Source organism: Candidatus Neomarinimicrobiota bacterium, from assembly GCA_022573815.1.
Classification (GTDB): Bacteria; Fidelibacterota; SORT01; order SORT01; family SORT01; genus JACZTG01.
The window spans coordinates 1-20,713 of the sequence record JACZTG010000012.1 but is presented as its reverse complement, the minus strand read 5'-3'; the positions used below and the strand labels follow the sequence as shown (position 1 = coordinate 20,713).

16 protein-coding genes and 1 tRNA gene are annotated in these 20,713 nt (G+C 46.1%); 14 read left to right on the top strand and 3 right to left on the bottom strand.

Annotated elements, in window-relative coordinates; all coding sequences use genetic code 11:
• Positions 1-16: 16 nt before the first annotated feature.
• Entirely contained in the window at positions 17-211 is a 195-nt protein-coding gene (locus IIB39_06410) for a hypothetical protein (protein MCH8928334.1), read from the bottom strand.
• Positions 212-301: 90 nt separating this feature from the next.
• Here IIB39_06410 and ltaE point away from each other — a divergent pair, with 90 nt between their 5' ends.
• From ltaE to IIB39_06355, 11 genes are all read left to right on the top strand, one after another.
• Positions 302-1,357: a low-specificity L-threonine aldolase gene (gene ltaE, locus IIB39_06405; GenBank protein MCH8928333.1), complete on the top strand. Its 1,056-nt coding sequence runs from the start codon at positions 302-304 to the stop codon at positions 1,355-1,357.
• The gene (trkA, locus tag IIB39_06400) at positions 1,354-2,697 is read left to right on the top strand and encodes a Trk system potassium transporter TrkA (GenBank protein ID MCH8928332.1); all 1,344 of its coding nucleotides are present in this window, start codon (positions 1,354-1,356) and stop codon (positions 2,695-2,697) included. The genes ltaE and trkA overlap by 4 nt, the downstream gene beginning before the upstream one ends.
• Before the next feature lie 99 nt (positions 2,698-2,796).
• On the top strand, positions 2,797-4,182 hold the full coding sequence (locus IIB39_06395; protein ID MCH8928331.1) for a TrkH family potassium uptake protein: 1,386 nt from the start codon (positions 2,797-2,799) through the stop codon (positions 4,180-4,182).
• A gap of 15 nt (positions 4,183-4,197) precedes the next feature.
• Complete coding sequence (locus IIB39_06390) at positions 4,198-4,980, top strand: enoyl-CoA hydratase/isomerase family protein (protein ID MCH8928330.1); 783 nt, start codon at positions 4,198-4,200, stop codon at positions 4,978-4,980.
• A gap of 31 nt (positions 4,981-5,011) precedes the next feature.
• Positions 5,012-6,235, top strand: a complete 1,224-nt coding sequence (locus IIB39_06385; protein MCH8928329.1) for a 2-isopropylmalate synthase — start codon at positions 5,012-5,014, stop codon at positions 6,233-6,235.
• Entirely contained in the window at positions 6,235-7,278 is a 1,044-nt protein-coding gene (locus IIB39_06380) for a DUF1611 domain-containing protein (protein ID MCH8928328.1), read from the top strand. Before IIB39_06385 ends, IIB39_06380 begins: the two co-directional genes overlap by 1 nt.
• Positions 7,275-8,303, top strand: coding sequence for a dipeptide epimerase (locus tag IIB39_06375; protein MCH8928327.1), 1,029 nt, complete (start codon positions 7,275-7,277; stop codon positions 8,301-8,303). The genes IIB39_06380 and IIB39_06375 overlap by 4 nt, the downstream gene beginning before the upstream one ends.
• Positions 8,300-9,790 (top strand): D-alanyl-D-alanine carboxypeptidase/D-alanyl-D-alanine-endopeptidase, encoded by a 1,491-nt coding sequence (dacB, locus tag IIB39_06370; protein ID MCH8928326.1) that lies wholly within the window; start codon positions 8,300-8,302, stop codon positions 9,788-9,790. The genes IIB39_06375 and dacB overlap by 4 nt, the downstream gene beginning before the upstream one ends.
• A gap of 191 nt (positions 9,791-9,981) precedes the next feature.
• Positions 9,982-10,052: transfer RNA gene (locus IIB39_06365), tRNA-Gln, on the top strand.
• Positions 10,053-10,152: 100 nt separating this feature from the next.
• The gene (locus IIB39_06360) at positions 10,153-11,511 is read left to right on the top strand and encodes a hypothetical protein (GenBank protein MCH8928325.1); all 1,359 of its coding nucleotides are present in this window, start codon (positions 10,153-10,155) and stop codon (positions 11,509-11,511) included.
• 83 nt (positions 11,512-11,594) lie between these two features.
• Entirely contained in the window at positions 11,595-13,325 is a 1,731-nt protein-coding gene (locus IIB39_06355; protein MCH8928324.1) for a DUF885 domain-containing protein, read from the top strand.
• 368 nt (positions 13,326-13,693) lie between these two features.
• Here IIB39_06355 and IIB39_06350 read toward each other — a convergent pair whose 3' ends face one another.
• Together IIB39_06350 and IIB39_06345 are read right to left on the bottom strand one after the other, a co-directional pair.
• Positions 13,694-16,543: an insulinase family protein gene (locus tag IIB39_06350; protein ID MCH8928323.1), complete on the bottom strand. Its 2,850-nt coding sequence runs from the start codon at positions 16,541-16,543 to the stop codon at positions 13,694-13,696.
• Between the two features lie 10 nt (positions 16,544-16,553).
• A complete protein-coding gene (locus IIB39_06345) occupies positions 16,554-18,332 on the bottom strand; it encodes a DUF885 domain-containing protein (GenBank protein MCH8928322.1) in 1,779 nt (592 codons plus the stop codon).
• A 385-nt stretch (positions 18,333-18,717) separates the two neighbouring features.
• On the opposite strand from IIB39_06345, the gene IIB39_06340 reads away from it, so the two are divergent.
• The 3 genes from IIB39_06340 to IIB39_06330 all read left to right on the top strand — a co-directional run.
• Positions 18,718-19,308, top strand: coding sequence for a response regulator (locus IIB39_06340; protein MCH8928321.1), 591 nt, complete (start codon positions 18,718-18,720; stop codon positions 19,306-19,308).
• Positions 19,309-19,508: 200 nt separating this feature from the next.
• On the top strand, positions 19,509-19,763 hold the full coding sequence (locus IIB39_06335; GenBank protein MCH8928320.1) for a hypothetical protein: 255 nt from the start codon (positions 19,509-19,511) through the stop codon (positions 19,761-19,763).
• A gap of 15 nt (positions 19,764-19,778) precedes the next feature.
• Positions 19,779-20,713: tetratricopeptide repeat protein (locus tag IIB39_06330; protein ID MCH8928319.1), on the top strand; the 935-nt coding region annotated here is incomplete at its 3' end.

Here is a 20,713-nt window from a genome sequence, read left to right as displayed (position 1 = left end):
AGTGTGATTCTGAGATTCACTCAATATTCATCGGTACCAGACGATAACACCCCCCGCCTGACGTCAGTCGGGCAGGCTCGTCCGTCAGCTGACGGACACTCCCCTCAAGGGGAGAGAATAGAATGTGGTCAAGGTAGGCGTAAGTCCCGCCAACGGCGGTGGCCTTAACCCACACAATTTTACGCCAAATCAGCCGAAAAAATATTATCATTAGCTGTATGAATTTACTGTTTAGTTAACTTCATTTATTTTAAATTTTGGGATGCTAAAAATTCAATCCTCTGGAGAATAGAAGCTCGGCATGATTGATATCAGGAGCGACACAGTCACAAAGCCCTCGGCCGGGATGAGAGAGGCGATGATGAATGCGGAAGTCGGGGATGATGTATTCGGTGAAGACCCGAGTATTAACAGGCTTCAGGAAATCGTTGCGGAACTATTAGGTAAAGAAGCCGCTCTTTACCTGCCCAGCGGCACGATGGCAAATCAAATCAGCATCAACGTTCACACACAGCCCGGAAATGAGGTCATCTGCGAAGTGGGGTGCCATCTATATAATTATGAAGCGGGCGGTCCGGCTCTTCTCTCCGGAGTAATGCTCAGGACACTCGAGGGTCATATGGGCTCTTTCACTGCCGATCAGGTAAAAGAGAATATCAGACCGGATAACTCTCATTTTGCGCAGTCAGCTCTCATAGCGTTGGAAAACACGCATAACAGGGCGGGCGGAACTATCTTTCCGATAGAGCAGATAAAAGAAATCTCCGCTCTTGCCAGAGAGCGTGATATCAATATGCACCTCGACGGAGCGCGGCTTCTGAATGCTGTCGCTGCTACAGGAATCGCCGCCGATGAATGGGCGTCGTATTTTGATTCGGCAAGCATCTGTCTTTCGAAAGGTCTCGGCGCGCCGGTCGGATCTCTGATTGCAGGCACAAAAGAATTTATTCAAAAGGCTCACCGCTACCGGAAAACTTACGGCGGAGGGATGCGTCAGGCGGGTATCATCGCTCAGGCGGGAATTTACGCTCTTGAGAATAATGTTGAAAGATTGAAGGATGACCATAAAAACGCTCGGACTCTTGCGGAAGGAATCGCTGACTTAGAAGGAATATCTGTCGATCTCGATTGGGTTCAATCAAACATAGTTATGATAGACATCGATCCGTCTATAGGCACGGGAGCCGAATGGGCGGAAGCTTTAGGCAAAGAAGGAGTGGCAATTTTGGCAACGGCACCGCAGCGGCTCAGAGCTGTTTTTCACCTGGATGTAAATAAAGAGGGAACGAATCGAGCGGTAGAAGCATTTAATAATGTTCACAAAGCAGAGGCATTTCACACAGGAAGCAACCAATGAAAATCATTATTGTAGGAGCGGGGGAAGTAGGATTTTATCTCGCAAAAATGTTATCAGAAGAGAACCACGATATTACTATGCTTGACGATGATGCGGTAAAGTGCCAGCGGGCGCGTGAGCATTTGGATGTGCTTGTGTTGGAAGGGAACGGAGCCAGCGCGGAAACGCTTTCCGAAGCAGGTATAAAGAAAGTTGATATGCTCATCGGAGTAACAAGTGTGGACGAAGTAAATATAATGGCTTGTATGTTTGCAAACAGGCTGGGAGTGGAAACGAAGATAGCCCGTGTGAGAAACGCCGAATATTCAAAGCCGAGAGCTCTTATAACGCCTGCTCAGCTTGGTGTGGACAAAATGATTCATCCTGAAGAAGAAGCGGCAAAACAGATTAAAAATCTAATACGACGCTCCGCCGCAAGCGAAGTAGCGGAATTCTCCGGCGGAAGGGTTCAGCTTGTAGGGATGAAGCTTCGCGATGATTCGCCTATGATAGGGAAAAGCTTGACGGATGTCGGCCTAAATCATCCCGATTTATCTTACAGAACTGTGGCAATCAGCAGGAACGGTGAAACGATTATGCCTACAGGCACGGAAATATTTGAACAGAAGGATCATGTGTACATTATTGCCGAAACCGATTCTATTTCCGATGTGATGAAATTAGCCGGTAAAGAGCAGGAGCCTGCTGAAAACGTTATGATACTTGGGGCAGGGAAGATAGGAAGACGTCTTGCGCAGCTCCTTGAAGATAAAATATCTGTAAAAATTATTGATACAAGCGTATCAAAGACTGAAAGAGCGGCAAAAATGCTTAAAAATACGCTGATAATAAAAGGCGACGGTACGGATATAGAGCTTCTGAATAGCGAAGGTATCAAAGATATTGACGCGTTCGTAGCGGTGTCACAGCTTGATGAGAAAAACATCGTCTCCGCTATTCTCGCAAAGGATTTGGGAGTGAAAAAGGCAATAGTGCATGTTACCCGCACCGACCTGATGCCTGTGGTTGACCACATCGGAGTCGATTCTGTGGTCAGCAAGAGCGTTGCCACCGTGGACGCTATCCTGAAGTTCGTGCGAAAAGGAGTTGTGGTTTCTGTAACTTCGCTTGAGGGAACCGACATTGAAGCGATTGAACTCATTCCTCAATTGGACAGCAAAGTAACAAAAAAACCTATTAAAGATTGTAATTTCCCGAAAGGAACTATCATCGGCGCGCAGATGCACGTGAACGAGATTACAATACCGACCGGGGATAGTATTATCGTGCCGGGAGATAAGGTAGTGGTCTTCACACGTGCTGACGCGATCCCGGAAGTTGAAAAATTATTCTCTCCATAATGTACATAAACTGTTACTTTAACTGAAATACGATTATAAGTGAAATTTAAGCAGATACTGAATACTTTAGGTGCACTCTGGATATTCCTCGGCGGAGCAATGGCACTGGCTCTTCCGTTTTCGCTCTACTACGGGGATGGCGATTTTAACGCTATTCTCATCTCTATCGGGATTACCGTTGGGACAGGTTTTGTTGCATGGTTTACGACAAGAGGGGAATCCGAGATAAAAGTAAGAGACGGATTTGCTATAGTCACATTCGGCTGGATTACAAGCGCGATATTCGGTGCTTTACCTTTTCTTATATCGGGTAGTATTGCAAGTCCCGTTGACGCATTTTTTGAATCTATGTCAGGGTTTACAACTACCGGCGCATCAATCCTCATAGACATTGAAGCTCTTCCGCACGGCATACTCTTTTGGCGTTCGCTGACTCATTGGCTCGGCGGGATGGGAATTATTGTGTTTTCCCTTGCGATTCTTCCAATGTTAGGCATAGGAGCCGCTCAGCTCTATAAAGCCGAAGCGCCGGGTCCCACGAAAGACAGGTTTACTCCGCGTATCAGAGAGACGGCGAAACTGCTCTGGATAACATATATTCTCATTAGCGGAGTTGAAGTCGTGATGCTTTATGTCGGGGGAATGGATTTTTTTGATTCGGTCTGTCATACGTTCGGAACAATGGCTACCGGTGGATTTTCCACTAAAAACGCAAGCATTGCTCACTATAACAGCGCATATATTGATTATGTAATCATCTTTTTTATGGTGCTTGCAGGAGCTAATTTCGCGCTTCATTTCAGGATGTTCAAGGGCGATTTGACCGCTCACTTTCGCGATAAGGAATTTCAGTATTATCTTGGGTTAATGATAATATTTTCGGCGGCATTTCTGGTCATAATATCCATCAGCGAAAACGTTACGGGCGATGTAATGCTGCGAAAAGCCGTGTTTCAGACCGTTGCTATCATCACCACCACAGGTTATGTGACTACAGATTTCGAACTCTGGATCCCGGCAGGGCAGTTGCTCGTATTGGCAATGATGTTCATCGGCGGATGCGCAAGCTCCACAGGCGGTTCGATGAAAGTTATTCGGATTGTTATACTTGTGAAACACGCCGCCCATGAAATCCGGAAACTCGTTCATCCGACTGCCGTCTATCCGGTGCGGTTCGGAGAGCGTCTCATTTCCGACGATGTAATCAGAAACGTTCTGGGATTTTTCCTTTTCTATATGGGCATATTTGTTACCGTAAGTATAGTTATGTCTGCTATGGGTCTGGATATGGTTAGCGCTTTGTCGGTAACGGCATCGGCAATCGGAAATATCGGCCCCGCCCTCGGAAGCTTGGGTCCCACCGATAATTACGCTCACTTGCCCGCTTTAGGGAAACTTTTATTGAATTTCTGTATGCTTCTTGGAAGACTTGAACTGTTTACTGTTATCGTCCTATTCAGCAGGACATTCTGGAAGGAACGATAATACACAGGAGAGGAAATGTCCTACAAAAATATAAAATATGAAGTGGAAGACAGGATCGCCGTTGTGACTGTAAATCGTCCTGATGTTCTGAACGCTATGAATGCCGAAACGAACGCTGAACTGAAAGCCGCTGCAATTGCCGTGAGCGAGGATGATTCCGTCGCCGGAATGATAGTCACGGGTGAAGGGGATAAAGCGTTTATGGCGGGAGCGGATATAAATGAACTGGTTAAATCTTCTATTTTGGAGGGGAGGAAAACTTCTTTCGAAGGGCAGGAAACTCTGACAGTATTTGAGCTTATGGGGAAACCCGTTATCGCTGCCATTAACGGTTACGCTTTGGGAGGCGGATTCGAGCTGGCTCTCGGATGTCACATCCGCATCGCTTCCGAGAACGCTAAATTAGGCGCGCCTGAGGTCGGACTTGGAATTATGCCCGGATTCGGCGGTACTCAACGGTTGCCGCGACTCATCGGGACCGGTCGCGCTTTAGAGTTGATTCTTACCGGCAAGATCATCACTGCCGAAGAAGCTGAAAGGCTTGGCATCGTTAATAAAGTAGTGCCTGAAGGTGAGGCGCTTAACGCGGCAAAAGAGATGATGAAAGAGATTATCTCAAATGCTCCTATCGCTGTTAAAATGTGTATTGAGGCGGTTCAGAGAGGGATGAATATGTCGCTTGAAGAAGGTCTTGCTATCGAGTCGGACAGGTTCGGCATTCTCTGCGGAACTGAGGATATGAAGGAAGGGATGAACGCGTTCCTTGAAAAAAGAGACGCAAAATTCAAAGGGAGATGATAGCGGTTTGAATAAAAGATCTACACCTGATATGAACGAACTTATCTATGATTGGAATACCATTGACGGTAATCTGTTATCGGGAACGAGCGAAATAGAATTCGATGATGAAACGCTGAGGGACGGGCTTCAGTCGCCATCTGTGAAAGACCCTTCATTGGAAGAAAAAATAGAACTTCTGCATCTGATGGAAGAGATAGGAATTCACACGGCGGATGTTGGGCTTCCCGGAGCGGGTCCTCGCGCCCTGTCGGACGTTTCTGCTCTGGTGAAAGAGATCGTTTCAAACGGTATGAAAATAACGCCTAACTGTGCCGCGCGAACGGTTATTTCGGATATCCAGCCGATAGCGGAAATATCACAGGAAATGGGCATCCCCATTGAATGTTGCGCTTTCATCGGCAGCAGTCCGATTCGCGTTTACGCTGAAGAATGGAGCCTTGATCTTATGGTTAAACGGACTACCGAAGCGGTGAGTTTCGCGCACAAAGAAGGATTACCGGTTATGTTCGTAACTGAGGACACTGTGCGCGCGAACCCTGAGACTCTCGCGACGCTATTCGGAGCTGCGATAGATTCCGGAGCATCCAGACTCTGCCTTTGCGATACCTGCGGGCACGCCACTCCCGACGGTGTGAAAAATTTAGTTAGATGGACACGGGAATTTCTCAGCACGAGAGATGAGTCAATTAAATTAGATTGGCACGGACACAGGGACAGAGGATTGGCTCTGCCTAATGCTCTCGCTGCTATTGAAGCAGGAGTGGACAGGGTGCACGGAACAGCAATGGGAATTGGAGAACGGGTGGGAAATCTTCCGATGGACTTGCTGCTTGTGAACCTTCGCCTGTTAGGTGTGATAAATAATGACCTTACACGACTGCCGGAATATGTTGAAAAAACAGCAGAATATACGGGTATCCCGTTGGCTCATAACTACCCTGTGGTAGGTGAAGACGCTTTCCGGACAGGCACCGGAGTGCATGCCGCCGCGGTAATTAAAGCGGATGCAAAAGGTAACGAATGGTTGGCGGACCGGATATATTCGGGAGTTCCCGCCGGAATGGTAGGGAAAACCCAAATAATCGATATTGGTCCTATGTCGGGAAAATCCAACGTAATTTACTGGCTCCGCAATGAGGGGATTGAGCCTGAAAAATCATTGGTGGACGGTATCTTTGACCTGGCGAAACTGTCTGACAGGATACTCACTCGTGATGAGATCATGAGCGTCGTGGAGAACGCCAACTCTTAATGAGTTTAAGGCGTTACGCAATACTCGTAGAGGGAAAATTCAACTCAAAAGAGTCAAAAACAGCCAACGCCATCTTGCGTTATGCGCCGGACTCTGCAGTAGCTCTCATAGACAGCGCCAATGCCGGAAAAACTGCTGAGGATGTGATTGGTTACGGAGATAATACGCCTGTATTGGCCACTCTTTCAGAAACCCTTGAATTCGCCCCAAACGCCCTGCTTATAGGTATTGCGCCAATGAGCGGAAGGCTTCCCGACGAATGGCGCGGTATGGTGTTGCAGGCAATTGAATCCGGACTGGATATAGTTAGCGGGATGCACAGTTTTATTGGTGACGATGACGAATTCAAGGAAGCCGCGGGAAAACACAACGTGAATATACAGGATTTGAGGCGACCCCCGGTTGACTTGAGCGTTTCAGATGACCTGTGGCGGGAGCGTTCAGCGTATGTCCTGCTGACGGTGGGTACGGATGTGGCAATCGGGAAAATGACCACACTACTACAACTTCTTGCTTACCTGAAAAATCAACCGCTAAATACAGCATTCGTGGCGACGGGTCAAACGGGATTATTATTATCTGATTATGGTGTTTGCGTAGATGCCGTTGTGAGCGATTTTATAGCGGGTTCCATTGAGAGCGTGATAATGGATATTGAAAAAGATAACGATCTTCTGCTTGTGGAAGGGCAAGGTTCTCTTTTTCATCAGGGTTATAGCGGAGTTACATTAGGGTTAATTCACGGGTCAATGCCGGACGGACTGATAATCTGCCACGAACCGTCGCGGAAACTGAACGATTATGGGAGTGAACTACCAACATTGACTGCGGCTATCGAAATGCATAATGCGGTGATGAAACCTTTTAAAGAGGTTGACCTAATCGGTGTAAGTCTGTATACTTCAGAACTAAATGAAGAAGATGCGTTGTCCGCAATTGAAGCCGCAGAAGCAGAAACGGGTCTTCCTGCTGATGATCCTGTTCGTTTCGGCAGTGAAAAGCTGGGAAATGCAATAATGAGAGCGGTAAAGTTGAATAAATGAAAGCGACCTGGAAATATGTAAAATTGAATCTTACGCATCCGTTCACAATCGCCCGCGGTACACGGACGCACTACGATTCGATGATTGTGGAGTTGGAATACGAGGGTCTTAAAGCGTTAGGTGAAGCGGTTCCCACAACGCGCTATGGCGAAGACATTAAAAAGGTGGAAACAGGCTTAGCGAGTATCGATTTTGATTCAGCGCCATACAATGATCCATATCTGATAGAGGATATTGATGAGGCGTGCAGAAGCAACACTCTTATGACTCCGTCGGCAATTGCCGCTGTTAACATCGCTTATTGGGACCTTCTCGGAAAACTACTTGGCAAGCCGCTTTATAAATTATGGGGCTTGAACCCGGATAAGTCACTAATTTCAACGTTTACAATAGGAATTGACGAGATTGATGTTATAAAGCAGAAAGTGCGGGAAGCTGAGCAATATCCGATTCTCAAAGTGAAACAGGGACTTGAAAACGACAAGGAAATCATCATTGCAATTCGGGAATTGACAGACAAGGTCATTCGGGTGGATGCAAACGAGGGTTGGAACAAGGAAGAGGCGCTGGAAAAGATAAATTGGCTCGCCGGACAAAATGTGGAGTTCGTGGAGCAGCCGCTTCCCGCGGATAACTTGGATGATTACATCTGGCTGAAAGAGCGGTCTCCGCTTCCACTCATAGCGGATGAAAACAGCATCAGGGCGGTTGATATTCCGAAGATAGCCGACGCATTTCACGGAATAAACATTAAACTTATGAAGTGCGGAGGACCGACGGAAGCCCTCAAGATGATTCATACAGCGCGTTCTTACGGCGTAAAAGTTATGCTGGGATGTATGTGCGAAAGTTCGATTGCAATCGGCGCGGCGGCTCATCTCTCTCCATTAGCGGATTGGGCCGACCTGGACGGCAACCTGCTTTTGAGCAACGATCCTTACACCGGAATAGACGTTATTGACGGTAAACTGATTCTTCCGGATAAACCGGGAATAGGCGTTGAACCCATTGGAGATAATCAATGAACAAATTGGAAATTACCTTACTGATTATACTGCTGATCACACTGTTCTCAGGCTGTGCCGCCCAAATGGCACATCCGGACACGCCGTTAGGGAATCTAAGAACTGAAATAGATCAACTGCTGAATGATCCCGCATTTGCTTCAGCAACGTGGGGCGTTTATATCGAAATTCCCGACAAACGCGAAGTGCTGTACCGTCATAACGAGAATAAACTTCTCATCCCCGCTTCAAATATGAAGCTCTTCACAACGGCTGCGGCGCTTGTGAGATTCGGTCCCAACTTCACATATAAAACGCGGTTATATACAGATGGCGTGGTTCAGAACGGCACGCTGAAAGGCAACATTGTCGTAAAAGGTTCGGGAGACCCGACTATATCCGGCAGGTACAACGGGGGAGTTATCGTCGGCACTTTTCTCGATTGGGCGGATAGTCTGAAAGCAATGGGTATCAACGCAATAACGGGCGATGTTATCGGAGATGATGATTACTTTGACGATGTTCCATTAGGTAATAGCTGGAGCTGGGATGACGAGCCGTACTGGTATTCAGCGCATATCAGCGGGCTGTCATTCAACGATAATGCCATAGATGTTTTGATAAAGCCGGGAGAAAAAGCGGGAGACCCGGCAATTATCGAGATCGACCCGCCTACGTCATATATACAGATTAAAAATAATATTAAGACAACAGAAAATGATTCTGTAATGCACTATAATTTCAATCGGTCAATAGACGGAAACCTTTTCACGTTTTGGGGTAATATGCCGTTGACGAAAAGAGAATCCAAGACCTGGGCTTCGGTCAGAAATCCCACGCTATACACTGTGACCGTACTTAAAGAAACACTTGAGGATAATGGAATATCTGTCGGCGGGAAAGCAATGGACGCCGATGACCATACATCTAAACCAAAATATGAAAATATGATGGTGGCGGCGACTTACACTTCACCTCCAATGAGCGAGATGATTAAAATAGTTAACAAGCCGAGTCAGAATTTTTATGCGGAGCAGCTGTTGAAAACACTTGGCAGGGAATATCAGAAAACGGGGAGTTCTTCGGCGGGCGTAAAAGTAGTCAAGTCGTTCCTTAGGGAAACGGGAATTGACGATAACGCTGTTAAAATCGTTGACGGCTCAGGACTATCACGGCTGAATCTCATAACCGTTAAGCAGGTGGCGACGCTGCTCCGATATATGCGGAAGCACAGGTATGCGAACTATTATATGAATTCACTCCCTATTGCGGGTGTGGACGGGACTATCCGCAGGCGGATGAGCGGAACAAACGCCGCCGGGAATCTTAGAGCAAAAACGGGATCGTTAAGCTATGTAAAGGCTTTGTCTGGTTACGTTACAACGGCGGAAGGGGAGGATATTGTGTTCAGTTTCATTGTGAATCATTACAATCTTCCAATGAGTATGGCGAATGAACTTCAGAATCGGATAGGAATCATTCTTTCAAATTACTCCCGCGGGAATTAGCGGGACTTACGCTTGTCCTGACCGCCTCCGTTGTCATTGCCAGCGAAGCGAAGTAATCTCAATTCTCGCCTGACAGTAAATATTGAGATTGCCGCGTCGTCTTTCAGACTTCTCGCAATGACAGAAGTTTAGCCATTCCAGGTAAATAACCTTGACTATAATCGAACGACAGATTAATTTCACGTCGCTTTTGGGGAGTCGTCTAATGGCAGGACAGCGGCCTCTGGAGTCGCCGGTCGGGGTTCGAATCCCTGCTCCCCAGCAAATGAGTTTGAAATTTTCGTAGTGGCGGCTGGGGCTTGCCCCGACGCCTAAAGATGACCTCAGTGCGGTCAAAGCAAGCGTAAGTCCCGCCAACGGCGGTGGCACTAACCCGCACAATTCTATATCATCGTTCGGGCTCACGGCAAAGGCAAAAATATTGTCATTGTCCGCATGACGGTAGCCGGGCAGGCGCTCGGAATGACATAGAGATTGTAGATTCAATAAGAGGCAAAAAGATAATTAGAACAACCTCCAAATATAAGCCACTTTTCTTGTCTATCTTTTTATTCATCCTAATTGCTTCACCTCTTTCTGCAAAGAAAGATCCTGACCAGCGGACTATAATTCTCACAGTTCACAGCATTGCGCTTGAGGGAAATCTGTTAGGTGAATCACCTAACAGAAAGGTAATGGTACATCTCCCGTTGGGATATAACGAATCAGAAGAAAGGCGTTATCCGGTTCTGTATCTGCTCCACGGTTTCAATGCGGATTATTATCTCTGGACGGTGGGGCGGTTCTGGCTCGGGAAAGGGTGGAACATCACAAATGTTGCCGATTCACTTATCGAGGCAGGGGAAATCAAGCCGATGATAATCGTTATGCCAAGCGCACACAACAAGTATGGCGGTAGCTGGTATGTGAATTCAGGGATAATGGGAGACTGGGATGATTTCATCACTATAGAATTGGTTCATGAGATTGATGCCACTTTCAAAACTATAGATAACAGTTCCAGCAGGGGAATCGCAGGTCATTCGATGGGAGGGTTTGGAGCTGTTTGGCTCGGAATGGAACACCCGGATATTTTTGGTTCTGTATATGGAATGAGTACTTCACGACTTGATTTTGAAATCAATATGCTCAAAGAACTTGAAAATAATATGTTAGAAGCATCTCTTATCAGCGACGCTGATCTGTTTAAAACTTTAAGTTTTTCGACACAGTTGGCGATTTCCCTTGGAGCAGCATTTTCTCCTAATCCATTGAATCTGCCGTTTTTTGTGAATTTGCCGATTGTCTATGAAGATGGGAATAAAATATTTTTGGATGACGTTTGGCAAAAATGGATGAAGTTTTCGGTAGCAACCGATGAGTACCTGACGGGCTATGAGCAGCGTAGGGGAGGACAGATTTTGTCTTTCGATATTGGTAGCGCCGATAAGTGGTTGATATCGAATATGAGTTTTTCAGCAGAATTGAGTAAGCGTAATATTGATCACAATTTCCAGGAATATGATGGCGATCATCTGAACAAAATATCATCTCGTTTGACAAATATAGTTTTGCCGTTTTTCTCTGAATCTTTTAGACATCAGGTATCGGAGTCTGACGGAATTTTCGGCAGCAAGTATTCTTTGTCTTATCTGGGAGCGGCAGTGCTTCTCATATTCCTGCTAATCAGACGAATCTTTAGAAAACTCAAAATACCTGAAATCAATAAATATTCTGAATAATTAAATTGCCACTCTGAACATTTGGAAATACTTTACGTAGATTAAACGAAGCATCACCGACTAATTTTATCCGGAGAATACTTATGAGAATTATCTCAACTAAAACATCGGGATTTATTACGCTTTTTATGCTATTAATCCTCAGCGTCAGCTGTCAAAAATCAACAGTGAAAATGTCGCCGACTCACTCGGCGGATTGGGACGTATTCGTCTCCGATTTCCTTGAAGATTATTTTGTCGCAAATCCCACAACAGCTATCGGAGCGGGTCGGCATGAATTTGACGGACAGCTTCCCGATTGGAGCGTGGAAGGATTTAACAAAGAGATAGCGCGGCTTCACGCCAAACGAACTGGCGCAATGGCATTTGACGGGACAACACTGAGTGATGGCCAACGATTCGAAAGAGAGTATTTGCTGTCGGTCATTGACGGAGACCTGTTTTGGCTCGAAACGACGGAGAAGCAGTATCGAAATCCCAATTTTTACCAGGGTCATTTTGATCCGAGCAATTATGTAATTCTTGAATATGCTCCGCTTGATGTTCGGATGCAGGCTTACACAAAATTCGCCGGTGAAGTCCCAAGAGCGGTTGAACAGATAATGGAAAACCTGCGCACTCCGCTTCCACTGACATTCGTAAATTTAGGTCACACCACTTTCGGTGGTTATGCTACTTATTTCGAAAACGATATTTATGACGTATTTGCAACTGTGGAAGACGCTCAGCTCCAGGCAGATCTGAAAGAAGCGAACTTGCTTGCCGTTGCGGCTATGAAAAAACTTGACGCATGGATCGAAGAGCAGCGTCCCGACGCTACCGATGGATTCGCAATTGGCGCCGAGAATTTTCAGGAAATGCTGTGGGCGACAGAACGGGTTGATGTATCTATCGCTGACCTAAAAGTCATCGCACAAAATGACCTTGCGCGGAATATCGCATCTCTCACAGAAGCGTGCGCTGAATACGCGAGCGGACTGACAAATCATGAGTGTGTTGAAAAGGCTCGCAGCGTGAAGAATGAGGGGGGAGCAGTAGAAGGAGCGCGTCAACAATTATCGGTGCTCAGAGATTTCCTGATTGAGAAGGACCTCATAACTATTCCCGGAACTGAAAAAGCGCTGGTGGCGGAAGCGCCCGAATATGCAAGGTGGAATTTCGCGTATATAAATATTCCCGGTCCGTATGAAGAAGGATTGCCGTCAACGTATTATATCGCGCCGCCGGATCCCACCTGGTCCGAAAAAGATCAACACGATTACCTTCCGGGTAAAGCGGATCTGATGTTCGTTTCTGTGCATGAGATTTGGCCCGGACATTTCCTGCAATTTCTACATTCCAACAGGTCTGATTCCAAATTCGGACAGGTATTTGTCGGCTATGCGTTTGCGGAAGGATGGGCGCACTACACCGAAGAGATGATGTGGGATGCCGGATTTAGCGACGGCGACCCTGAGATACATATCGGTCAACTGATTAATGCACTGCTTCGCAACGCTCGATTTCTTTCCACCATCGGTCTGCACACCGAAGGGATGACAGTTGAAGAATCGGAAGCGCTCTTTATGGAATCGGGTTTTCAGGACCCGGGCAATGCGAGGCAGCAGGCGGCGCGGGGAACTTACGACCCGGCTTATCTGAACTACACTATGGGCAAACTTATGATAAAGAAACTCCGTGAAGACTGGACAGCGTCGAGAGGAATGCACGGAACGTGGAAAGCGTATCACGATATGTACCTCTCATTCGGCGGGCCGCCCATTCCGATGATTCGTAAGGCAATGCTGGGTGATGATGGCGGTTCTCTTTTTTAATAGATTGAGATTGCGCGGTCAGTCCGTCAGCCGACGGATAACCCGCGCACATTGTCGTCATTCAGAGGAGCACGGCAACGAAGGAATCTCAGGATTAACTCGTCAACAAATAATTGAGATTCTTTCGCTTCCCGCCTGACATCAGTCGGGCAGGCGCTCGGAATGACAAAGAATAACAAAATATGGGCGGAAACAGTTAGTTAACCTCCTCCCTTGAGGGAGGTGTCACGGAGTGACGGAGGGTGTAATTCTGAAATCACTCCTAATATGTTAGTGACGTAACGGTCACTCCCCTCAAGGGGAGAGGTTAACTTCCCCTCCTTTCTAAGGAGGGGATAGAGGGGTGGTTCTCAGTTAATTATCAGATTCTATTCTACAAATCCTTCAGGATAAAGCGATACCTGAACGTAATTGTTCATATCAAAATACATGTGGGCGGTTTTCCGGATCGTCTCAAGCGAAAGCGCTTCCACCAATTCATCAAACTTCATCACATCAGCAAAATCCTGTTTGTGCCACACATATGATTCAATCGTGTTGAGCCAAAAACTGTTTTCCTTTAAACTCGTTTCAAGGGTCCTTCGCTGGATCTCTTTGATTTTAACGAGATTTTTATCAGTGGTTCCGAAATTCCTAAGGCTGTCTATCTGGGTAAAAACAGTTTCGGTCAGTTCCGCCACCCGGTCCGGGTCGCTGCCGAATGAGATACGAATCTGATATTCCTCATCGGGGAACTCCTGAAGAATTGCGCTTACGCGGACGCCGTAAGTTCCGCCCAGCTCTTCCCGCAATACTTCCCGGAGTTTAATTCGGAGAGAATGAACCATTGAATTGATATTATAGCGGTTCTGCCTGTTCCATTCAAAATCGCCCGTGAAGATAATCTGCGTATTACTTTTCGGTTCCTGACCTTTAAAGACTTTCTTCTTTATCACACCTTCCGGCGGATCAACTCCGTCGTCTTTAAAGGATAAATGTTCAGCATCAGCAGGAAGATTACCAAGGTAAATCCTGGAAAGTTTCTTGATGACAGCAGGTTCGATATTTCCTATGAAAATAAAAGTAAAGTCGCCTGCATCGGCAAATGCGTTTCGGAAAATATTATATGACTTATTAAGATCGAACTCTTCAACAAGTTTTGTTGACCAGGGTCGATACCGCGGATGATTGCGGGACATCAGTGCGCTGATAGTGTCTCTGAAAGCAACGTTGGGGCTTGCGCTCCTGTTCAGCACAAATCCGTTTATCCTTTCTTTTAGCGCAAGATATGCGGTGCTGTCCTTCCTCGGAGCGGTAAAGACAAGATGAATGAGCTGAAACATTGTCTCAATATCTTCGGGTGTGGAGGAACCTGAGATTCCCTCTTTCACCGACCCGATGTAGGGAGAGACTCCGACAATTTTACCGGCAAGTTTTTTCTCCAACGCTATTTTGTTGAACGCTCCGAAACCGCTTTCATTGATGACGCTCGCGGATATCTTTCCGGGAACATATTCATCCCTCACAAGGTGAGATCTGCCGCCGGCGCTGAACGAAGTCATAAGTATTTCATCGTTTTTGAAGTCGGTTTTTTTCATCAGAACGCGTATTCCATTCGCCAAAATAAATTCGTGAATATCCAACACCTCTATATATGATTCGGAAGTGACCGCAGATGGCGCGGGAATATCCGCCACCAATGGCAGGTCAGGCACTGACTCTTCGTACGGCTCAATGGTCAGTGATTTCACTATGTCAAAGACAGCGAGGAGAGACGCATCTGTTGGTTCTACTATACTGTCTTTTATCGGGAGATTTGCGAGGATGACTCTGTTCTCGTCGGAGAGCCAGGTGCGTGCGAGACTATTTATTTCGTCAAGGGTGATGGTCGGCATATACATCTTGTATAGCTCAAATTCGTATATGATGCCCGGAATCGGCTCGTCAACGAGGAAATGTCTGATATACTCGGAAGCGTAACTTCCGGAATTTGTTTTGTCCCTCTCGTTGTAAGCTTTTTCCATACTTTTAAGCTGATTTATCTTTTGCCGTTCCAATTCTGCGGAAGTGAATCCGTGCAGCGCTACCCGTTCGGCTTCGGTCAATAGGGCTTCAAGACCGCGTTCGATTCCGTTATCCTGAACACCGGACGTTAAGAGGTAAACTTCCTTTTCCCGAACGAACCTTCCTTGCGCTGAAAATCCGTAAAGGAACGGAGCATTAAGTTTGGTGGTGATCTCAGCGAGCCTGTCATTAAGCATTGCGTTGTATATTGATTTTATAATTCCTTCCCGGTATGCTCCATGTGAGTTCTCATTTTTCGTATCCTGCTTATAGTAAATTGAAATCCGTGAGCCGGTGGCTTCCTTGTCGGAGGCGATGGAGACGAGAGTTTCCTTATGGTCGGGCACTCCGTAAACTTCTCTATCTCTCGGATTCTCGCTTGCCGGGATTCGGTTAAAGTGTTCTTTTATCAGTCCTTCGATCCATTCTACGTCGAAGTCGCCTACTGCGATGACAGCCATCAATTCGGGGCGATACCACTCTTTGTAAAATCGTTTTGCCGCATCATAACTGAAGCTGTCGAGTACGGCTTTTTGACCGATAGGCAACCGGACAGCGTACCTGGAATCTTTGAAAAGTACGGGAAGCTGTTTATCGAACATCCGCGCTTCAGCGCCTCTTCGCAGTCGCCATTCCTCGATGACCACGCCTCTTTCCTTGTCGATTTCTTCATCTTCGAAGCTCACACCGCTTGCCCAATCTTCTAATATCAGGAACCCCTGTTCGACCATTTCCGCGCTGTCGGTTGGGACTTTTAGCATATAAACGGTTTCGTCAAAGCTTGTGTACGCATTTATGTCGGCTCCGAACCGCATTCCGATGGATTCGAGATAATCCACAATTTCCTGCTTCGCGAAATTCTTGGTTCCGTTGAACGCCATATGCTCCACAAAGTGGGCGAGACCTTGCTGATCATCTTCTTCCAACACCGAGCCGACGTTTACAACTAGTCGGAGTTCCGCTCTATTTTCCGGTTTCCCGTTTTTCAGAATAAGATATTTGATACCGTTATCCAATTTTCCTTCAACCACATTCGGGTTGACCGGTATGGGACTATCCAGGGACGGGAAAAACTGCTGTCCGATTCCTTTAAGGCTTTCGTTTCCTTTCTGACCGGTGCATCCGGTAAGGAAGAAGATTATTATAATTAAAAATAATTGATTGAATTTAGTCATCTTCTGATTCCTACCTTTCTGATAGTTTATTCGATACCCAATCGGTGACATTGGCTTCGAGGACATTCATAGGAACCGCTCCGCTGCCGAGAACGACTTCGTGAAATTCTCTTACGTCAAATTTATCGCCTAATTTTTCTTTGGAGTAGGCGCGGAGTTCCCTGATCTTCAACTCGCCCATTTTGTATCCCAACGCCTGTCCGGGCCACGAGATATACCTGTCTATTTCTGTTGTGATGTTATGCATAGTCAGAGCGGAATTCTCCGCCATATAATCAATCGCTTTCTGGCGTGACCACCCGAAATAATGCATGCCCGTATCTACAACGAGCCGGAGCGCGCGCCACATCTCGTAAGTCAATCGACCGAAATCGCTGTACGGATCCTCGTAAAAGCCGACCTCCAGACCAAGCCGTTCCGAATAAAGCGCCCAACCCTCAACAAAGGCGGTGAAGCTGGCGTATTTTCTGAATTCGGGAATGTTCTCCATCTCCTGCTGCAGGGCTATCTGAAGATGATGCCCCGGAACCGCCTCGTGAAAGGAGAGAGCTTCGATCTCATAAGTAGGGCGACTTCTGAGGTCATACGTATTTACAAAATAGAAACCCGCTTTTGAACCGTCGCCGGCGGGACTGTTATAATAAGCCGTTGTGGTCTTCGGAGCGATGAAATCAGGTATCTTTTTGATTCCGTAAGGCGACCTGGGAAGTGTCTTGAATAGCGTTGGTAATTGTCCGTCCATCAGCTTCAGCGTCAGAGCGATTTGAGCCATCAACGCCTTCGGGCTGTCAACGTAGAACCGGTCATCTGTCCGCAAAAATTGCACAAAGTCCTGAAAACTTCCCTCAAAACCTGTCTCGCGAATCAGTTCCTCCATTTCTCCGCGGATTCGCTTCACCTCCGAATGACCTATTTTGTGAACCTCTTTAGGCGTTATATCCAGCGTTGTGAACAGCCGAACCCGATGCTCATAAAACGCTTTTCCGTCGGGGAGGGAAGAAGCGGCAATATCTTCTCTTGCGGCAGGGAGGTATTCCTCTGTAATAAATTTTAAGAACGCTTCATAGCCGGGAACAACCGAATTCAGAATCGCGGATTTACCCGCTTCTGTGAGGTTTGCTTGCGCCGCTTCGTCTATGTCATCGGGGAATTTTTCAAATGCGGCGAACAGCAAGCTTTCAGACGCATCTTTGACGATATGCGGCTCTATCGTGCCTTCAATTCCCTTAAGCGTGATTCCGGGAAGTACATATCCCTCGCTGATTCCCGCTCGCATAAGCTCAATATATGATTGAGCGTAAACCTCGAATCCGTTTAGCCGGGCGATATAATTTTCGTAATCTTCCACGCTATTTAACGGAACTCTATCGGCTAACTGAGGAAACGAAACATGAAATCCGCTCCGGTTTGTAATTGGAGTCAGATAAGTTTTGAATTGGTATTCTGCTATGTCGTTCTGCTTTAATAGTTTGAATATGTCATAATTCAGTTGATGAGTTGCAGAAAGAGCGTTCCTGTCTATTTCTGCTAATCGTGTCAGGAATGCTTTTTCCTGAGCGAGTCTTCGTTGGTTATCAGCCACCGATACGGACGGAAGCGCGGCGTTATAACGTTTATCACCGTAGAATGTGGCAAAGAGCGGGCTTTCTTTTAATTGGTATTCCCAGTCATCGGCAAAAAGCTGTTCGAGTTGACCTGTCGCCTGATTATTTTGCTTTTGCACACCGGTATATGAGCTGCATGATGAGAATAAGAGTAAAACAATTACTAAAATCATCTTTCTGTACATTGAAAAGTTCTCCTTTGAAAAGTATTCGATTTTATTGAAAGCTAATTTACATCTTTCTTATGTAAATTGAAAGAGTGGAAGCCTGCCCGGCGGTCAGACGGGCATTTTCGATATACCGATTCAGGGAAATTTGAGATTGCCGTGTCGTGGCTCTATCACTCCCCGCAATGACAAAGGATGATATTTAATCCCTATGACCGCATTAAATTTACCCCTCATTTTCGAGGAGGGGAGTGAGGGGTGGTTAACTTAATTTATGTAATAAATAGTTTGCTTCTAAGCATATAAAATGCTACATTTTGAAGTCTATGTTGAAAACTGTATATATTACAAAATTTCGTGCAAATCAGCGCAAAAGAGTTAATCGGGTGATTTACGTATAAGTATGGATAAAAAATACTTATCCACAGGTGATATTGCCGGATATTGTGAAGTTAATATTACAACTGTCAAGAGATGGATACGACAGGGACATCTCAGCGGTTTCCAAACTCCGATGGGTCATTTCCGGGTAGAAAAGGTAGCATTTGTTAAATTCCTCAGAGCCAACAATATGCCGATTGATGAATCCTTGTCCAATTATGACTCTAATAACAGCGTCCTAATTATGGATGATGATCCGGGAATGGTTAAGACTATCGCTATGACGTTGGAAGATATGGATTCTGACCTGAACGTTGAATCGGCTACAGACGGATATGAAGGACTGATGAAAATAGGTAAATCAGTGCCTGACTTACTCATAATTGATTTGAATATGCCGAAAATCAATGGATTTGAGGTAATTCGCCAGGTAAAAAAGACGGAAGAGTACTCTGCCGCTAAGATTTTGGTGGTTTCTTCTGCTCTTGACGATGAAGCAGAAGCAAAATTAGAAGAATCAGGGGTATCTAAGTACCTCAGAAAACCGTTTAAATTAGCCGACCTGAAAGCCGAAGTGGCTAATTTGCTGGGTTTAAACGGCAGTAAGGGCTAAAAGCGAACCTGATAAGCATTATATCGCTTTTTAAGTCCTGAATAAATAAGAAGTTACAGGAAGATAAAAATAAAAGGGAGTTTTGTGACACCTATCACGGTCAAGATTTTTTCATTTTGTATCTTAAGGATAATGTTAGGAGACAGAGTTTGAATTTTAGTAATACTTTTAGTAATACAATCAAAACAGGAGTAAATCCAATGAAAGTACCTAAACGAGGATTACTTCTTACTTTAATGGCGGTTGCGCTGTTGTTTTCAGTTGCGTGTGACTACGCATCGATAACTGCGCCCGGAGCAATTGAAGCGCCGGTTACTTCGAATGCGTTACCTGCCAATGAGAGCAATTCAGAAGATGATGCTCTCCTCAAAAAAGGTAAGAAGAGCGATAAGAATAATGGTAGTTCGGTAAGTGCTCAGGACGAAGAATCTACACGTTACGGTTGGGCATACTAAGGGATATTTAGATAGATGGTAACTGACAACTTCATCACAGAGATACTCAGGGCAGCCACGAAGCTTTGTGGCAGGGACTTCGGTTCGAGAGTATCGGGTGTATTGAAGGAGAACGAAGCTGCTCTTAAAGAATCGTGGCAGACCATCCTACCTACAGACCTTACGACGAACGACCGTAACAACTTATCAATAGACACCAAGTTCGAGATCATACTGAGCGTATCACAGGGTTACCTTGAAGGTGATGCTTATGATTCGTTATTGATAGATATAGCCAGGATCGGTATATCTTCCCTACAGTTTGACAGGGCGGAGAGACTTCTTGAAGAAGTTAAGAGCCGCCCCGCAAGCGAGACGAACCGCACAATCAAGGGATCTGCCAGTCGCTTCTTAGGCGAGATATACGCCAAGCAGGCTAACTGGGAGAGAGCGCTTGAAGAGTTCAACGCGGCTGAAGTTCTCCTTAGAGACTCAGGCGACGTTATCGCTTTAGCCTCAACGATGAACACGCTTGGTATTCTATACGCAGAGACAGGAAAGATGTCCCGCGCGCTTGAATCGTTTGAATCGGCCAAGAAGCTCGCTTCATCGAAGAAAGACCGCGACCTGCTCCTTAAGATCTATATGAACCTGGGCAATATACTCAATATCCGGGGCGAGCATGACGGAGCTCTTGAGGCATACGACTCTGCACTGACCACACTGGGCAAACGCGACAACGACCCGCTGAGAGCGCTGATACATCATAACATCGGTATCGCCTATAAGAACAAAGGCGAGCTTGACAGAGCCCAGAAGAAATTTGGTGACGGCCTTAAGTTCTCTGAACGGGCAGGTGATGAACGCATAGCAGGACTCTCATACCTTGAAAGAGCGGAGATATTCCACCGGAAAGACGATATAGACGAAAGTATCCTCCTTGCAACGAAGGCTTTCAAGATATTCACGGA

Bases quoted from the DNA above. Each gene is read 5' to 3' on its own strand.
- IIB39_06410 (MCH8928334.1), bottom strand. From the start codon at position 211: ATGATAATATTTTTTCGGCTGATTTGGCGTAAAATTGTGTGGGTTAAG.
- ltaE (MCH8928333.1), top strand. From the start codon at position 302: ATGATTGATATCAGGAGCGACACAGTCACAAAGCCCTCGGCCGGGATG.
- trkA (MCH8928332.1), top strand. From the start codon at position 1,354: ATGAAAATCATTATTGTAGGAGCGGGGGAAGTAGGATTTTATCTCGCA.
- IIB39_06395 (MCH8928331.1), top strand. From the start codon at position 2,797: ATGGCACTGGCTCTTCCGTTTTCGCTCTACTACGGGGATGGCGATTTT.
- IIB39_06390 (MCH8928330.1), top strand. From the start codon at position 4,198: ATGTCCTACAAAAATATAAAATATGAAGTGGAAGACAGGATCGCCGTT.
- IIB39_06385 (MCH8928329.1), top strand. From the start codon at position 5,012: ATGAACGAACTTATCTATGATTGGAATACCATTGACGGTAATCTGTTA.
- IIB39_06380 (MCH8928328.1), top strand. From the start codon at position 6,235: ATGAGTTTAAGGCGTTACGCAATACTCGTAGAGGGAAAATTCAACTCA.
- IIB39_06375 (MCH8928327.1), top strand. From the start codon at position 7,275: ATGAAAGCGACCTGGAAATATGTAAAATTGAATCTTACGCATCCGTTC.
- dacB (MCH8928326.1), top strand. From the start codon at position 8,300: ATGAACAAATTGGAAATTACCTTACTGATTATACTGCTGATCACACTG.
- IIB39_06355 (MCH8928324.1), top strand. From the start codon at position 11,595: ATGAGAATTATCTCAACTAAAACATCGGGATTTATTACGCTTTTTATG.
- IIB39_06350 (MCH8928323.1), bottom strand. From the start codon at position 16,543: ATGACTAAATTCAATCAATTATTTTTAATTATAATAATCTTCTTCCTT.
- IIB39_06345 (MCH8928322.1), bottom strand. From the start codon at position 18,332: ATGTACAGAAAGATGATTTTAGTAATTGTTTTACTCTTATTCTCATCA.
- IIB39_06340 (MCH8928321.1), top strand. From the start codon at position 18,718: ATGGATAAAAAATACTTATCCACAGGTGATATTGCCGGATATTGTGAA.
- IIB39_06335 (MCH8928320.1), top strand. From the start codon at position 19,509: ATGAAAGTACCTAAACGAGGATTACTTCTTACTTTAATGGCGGTTGCG.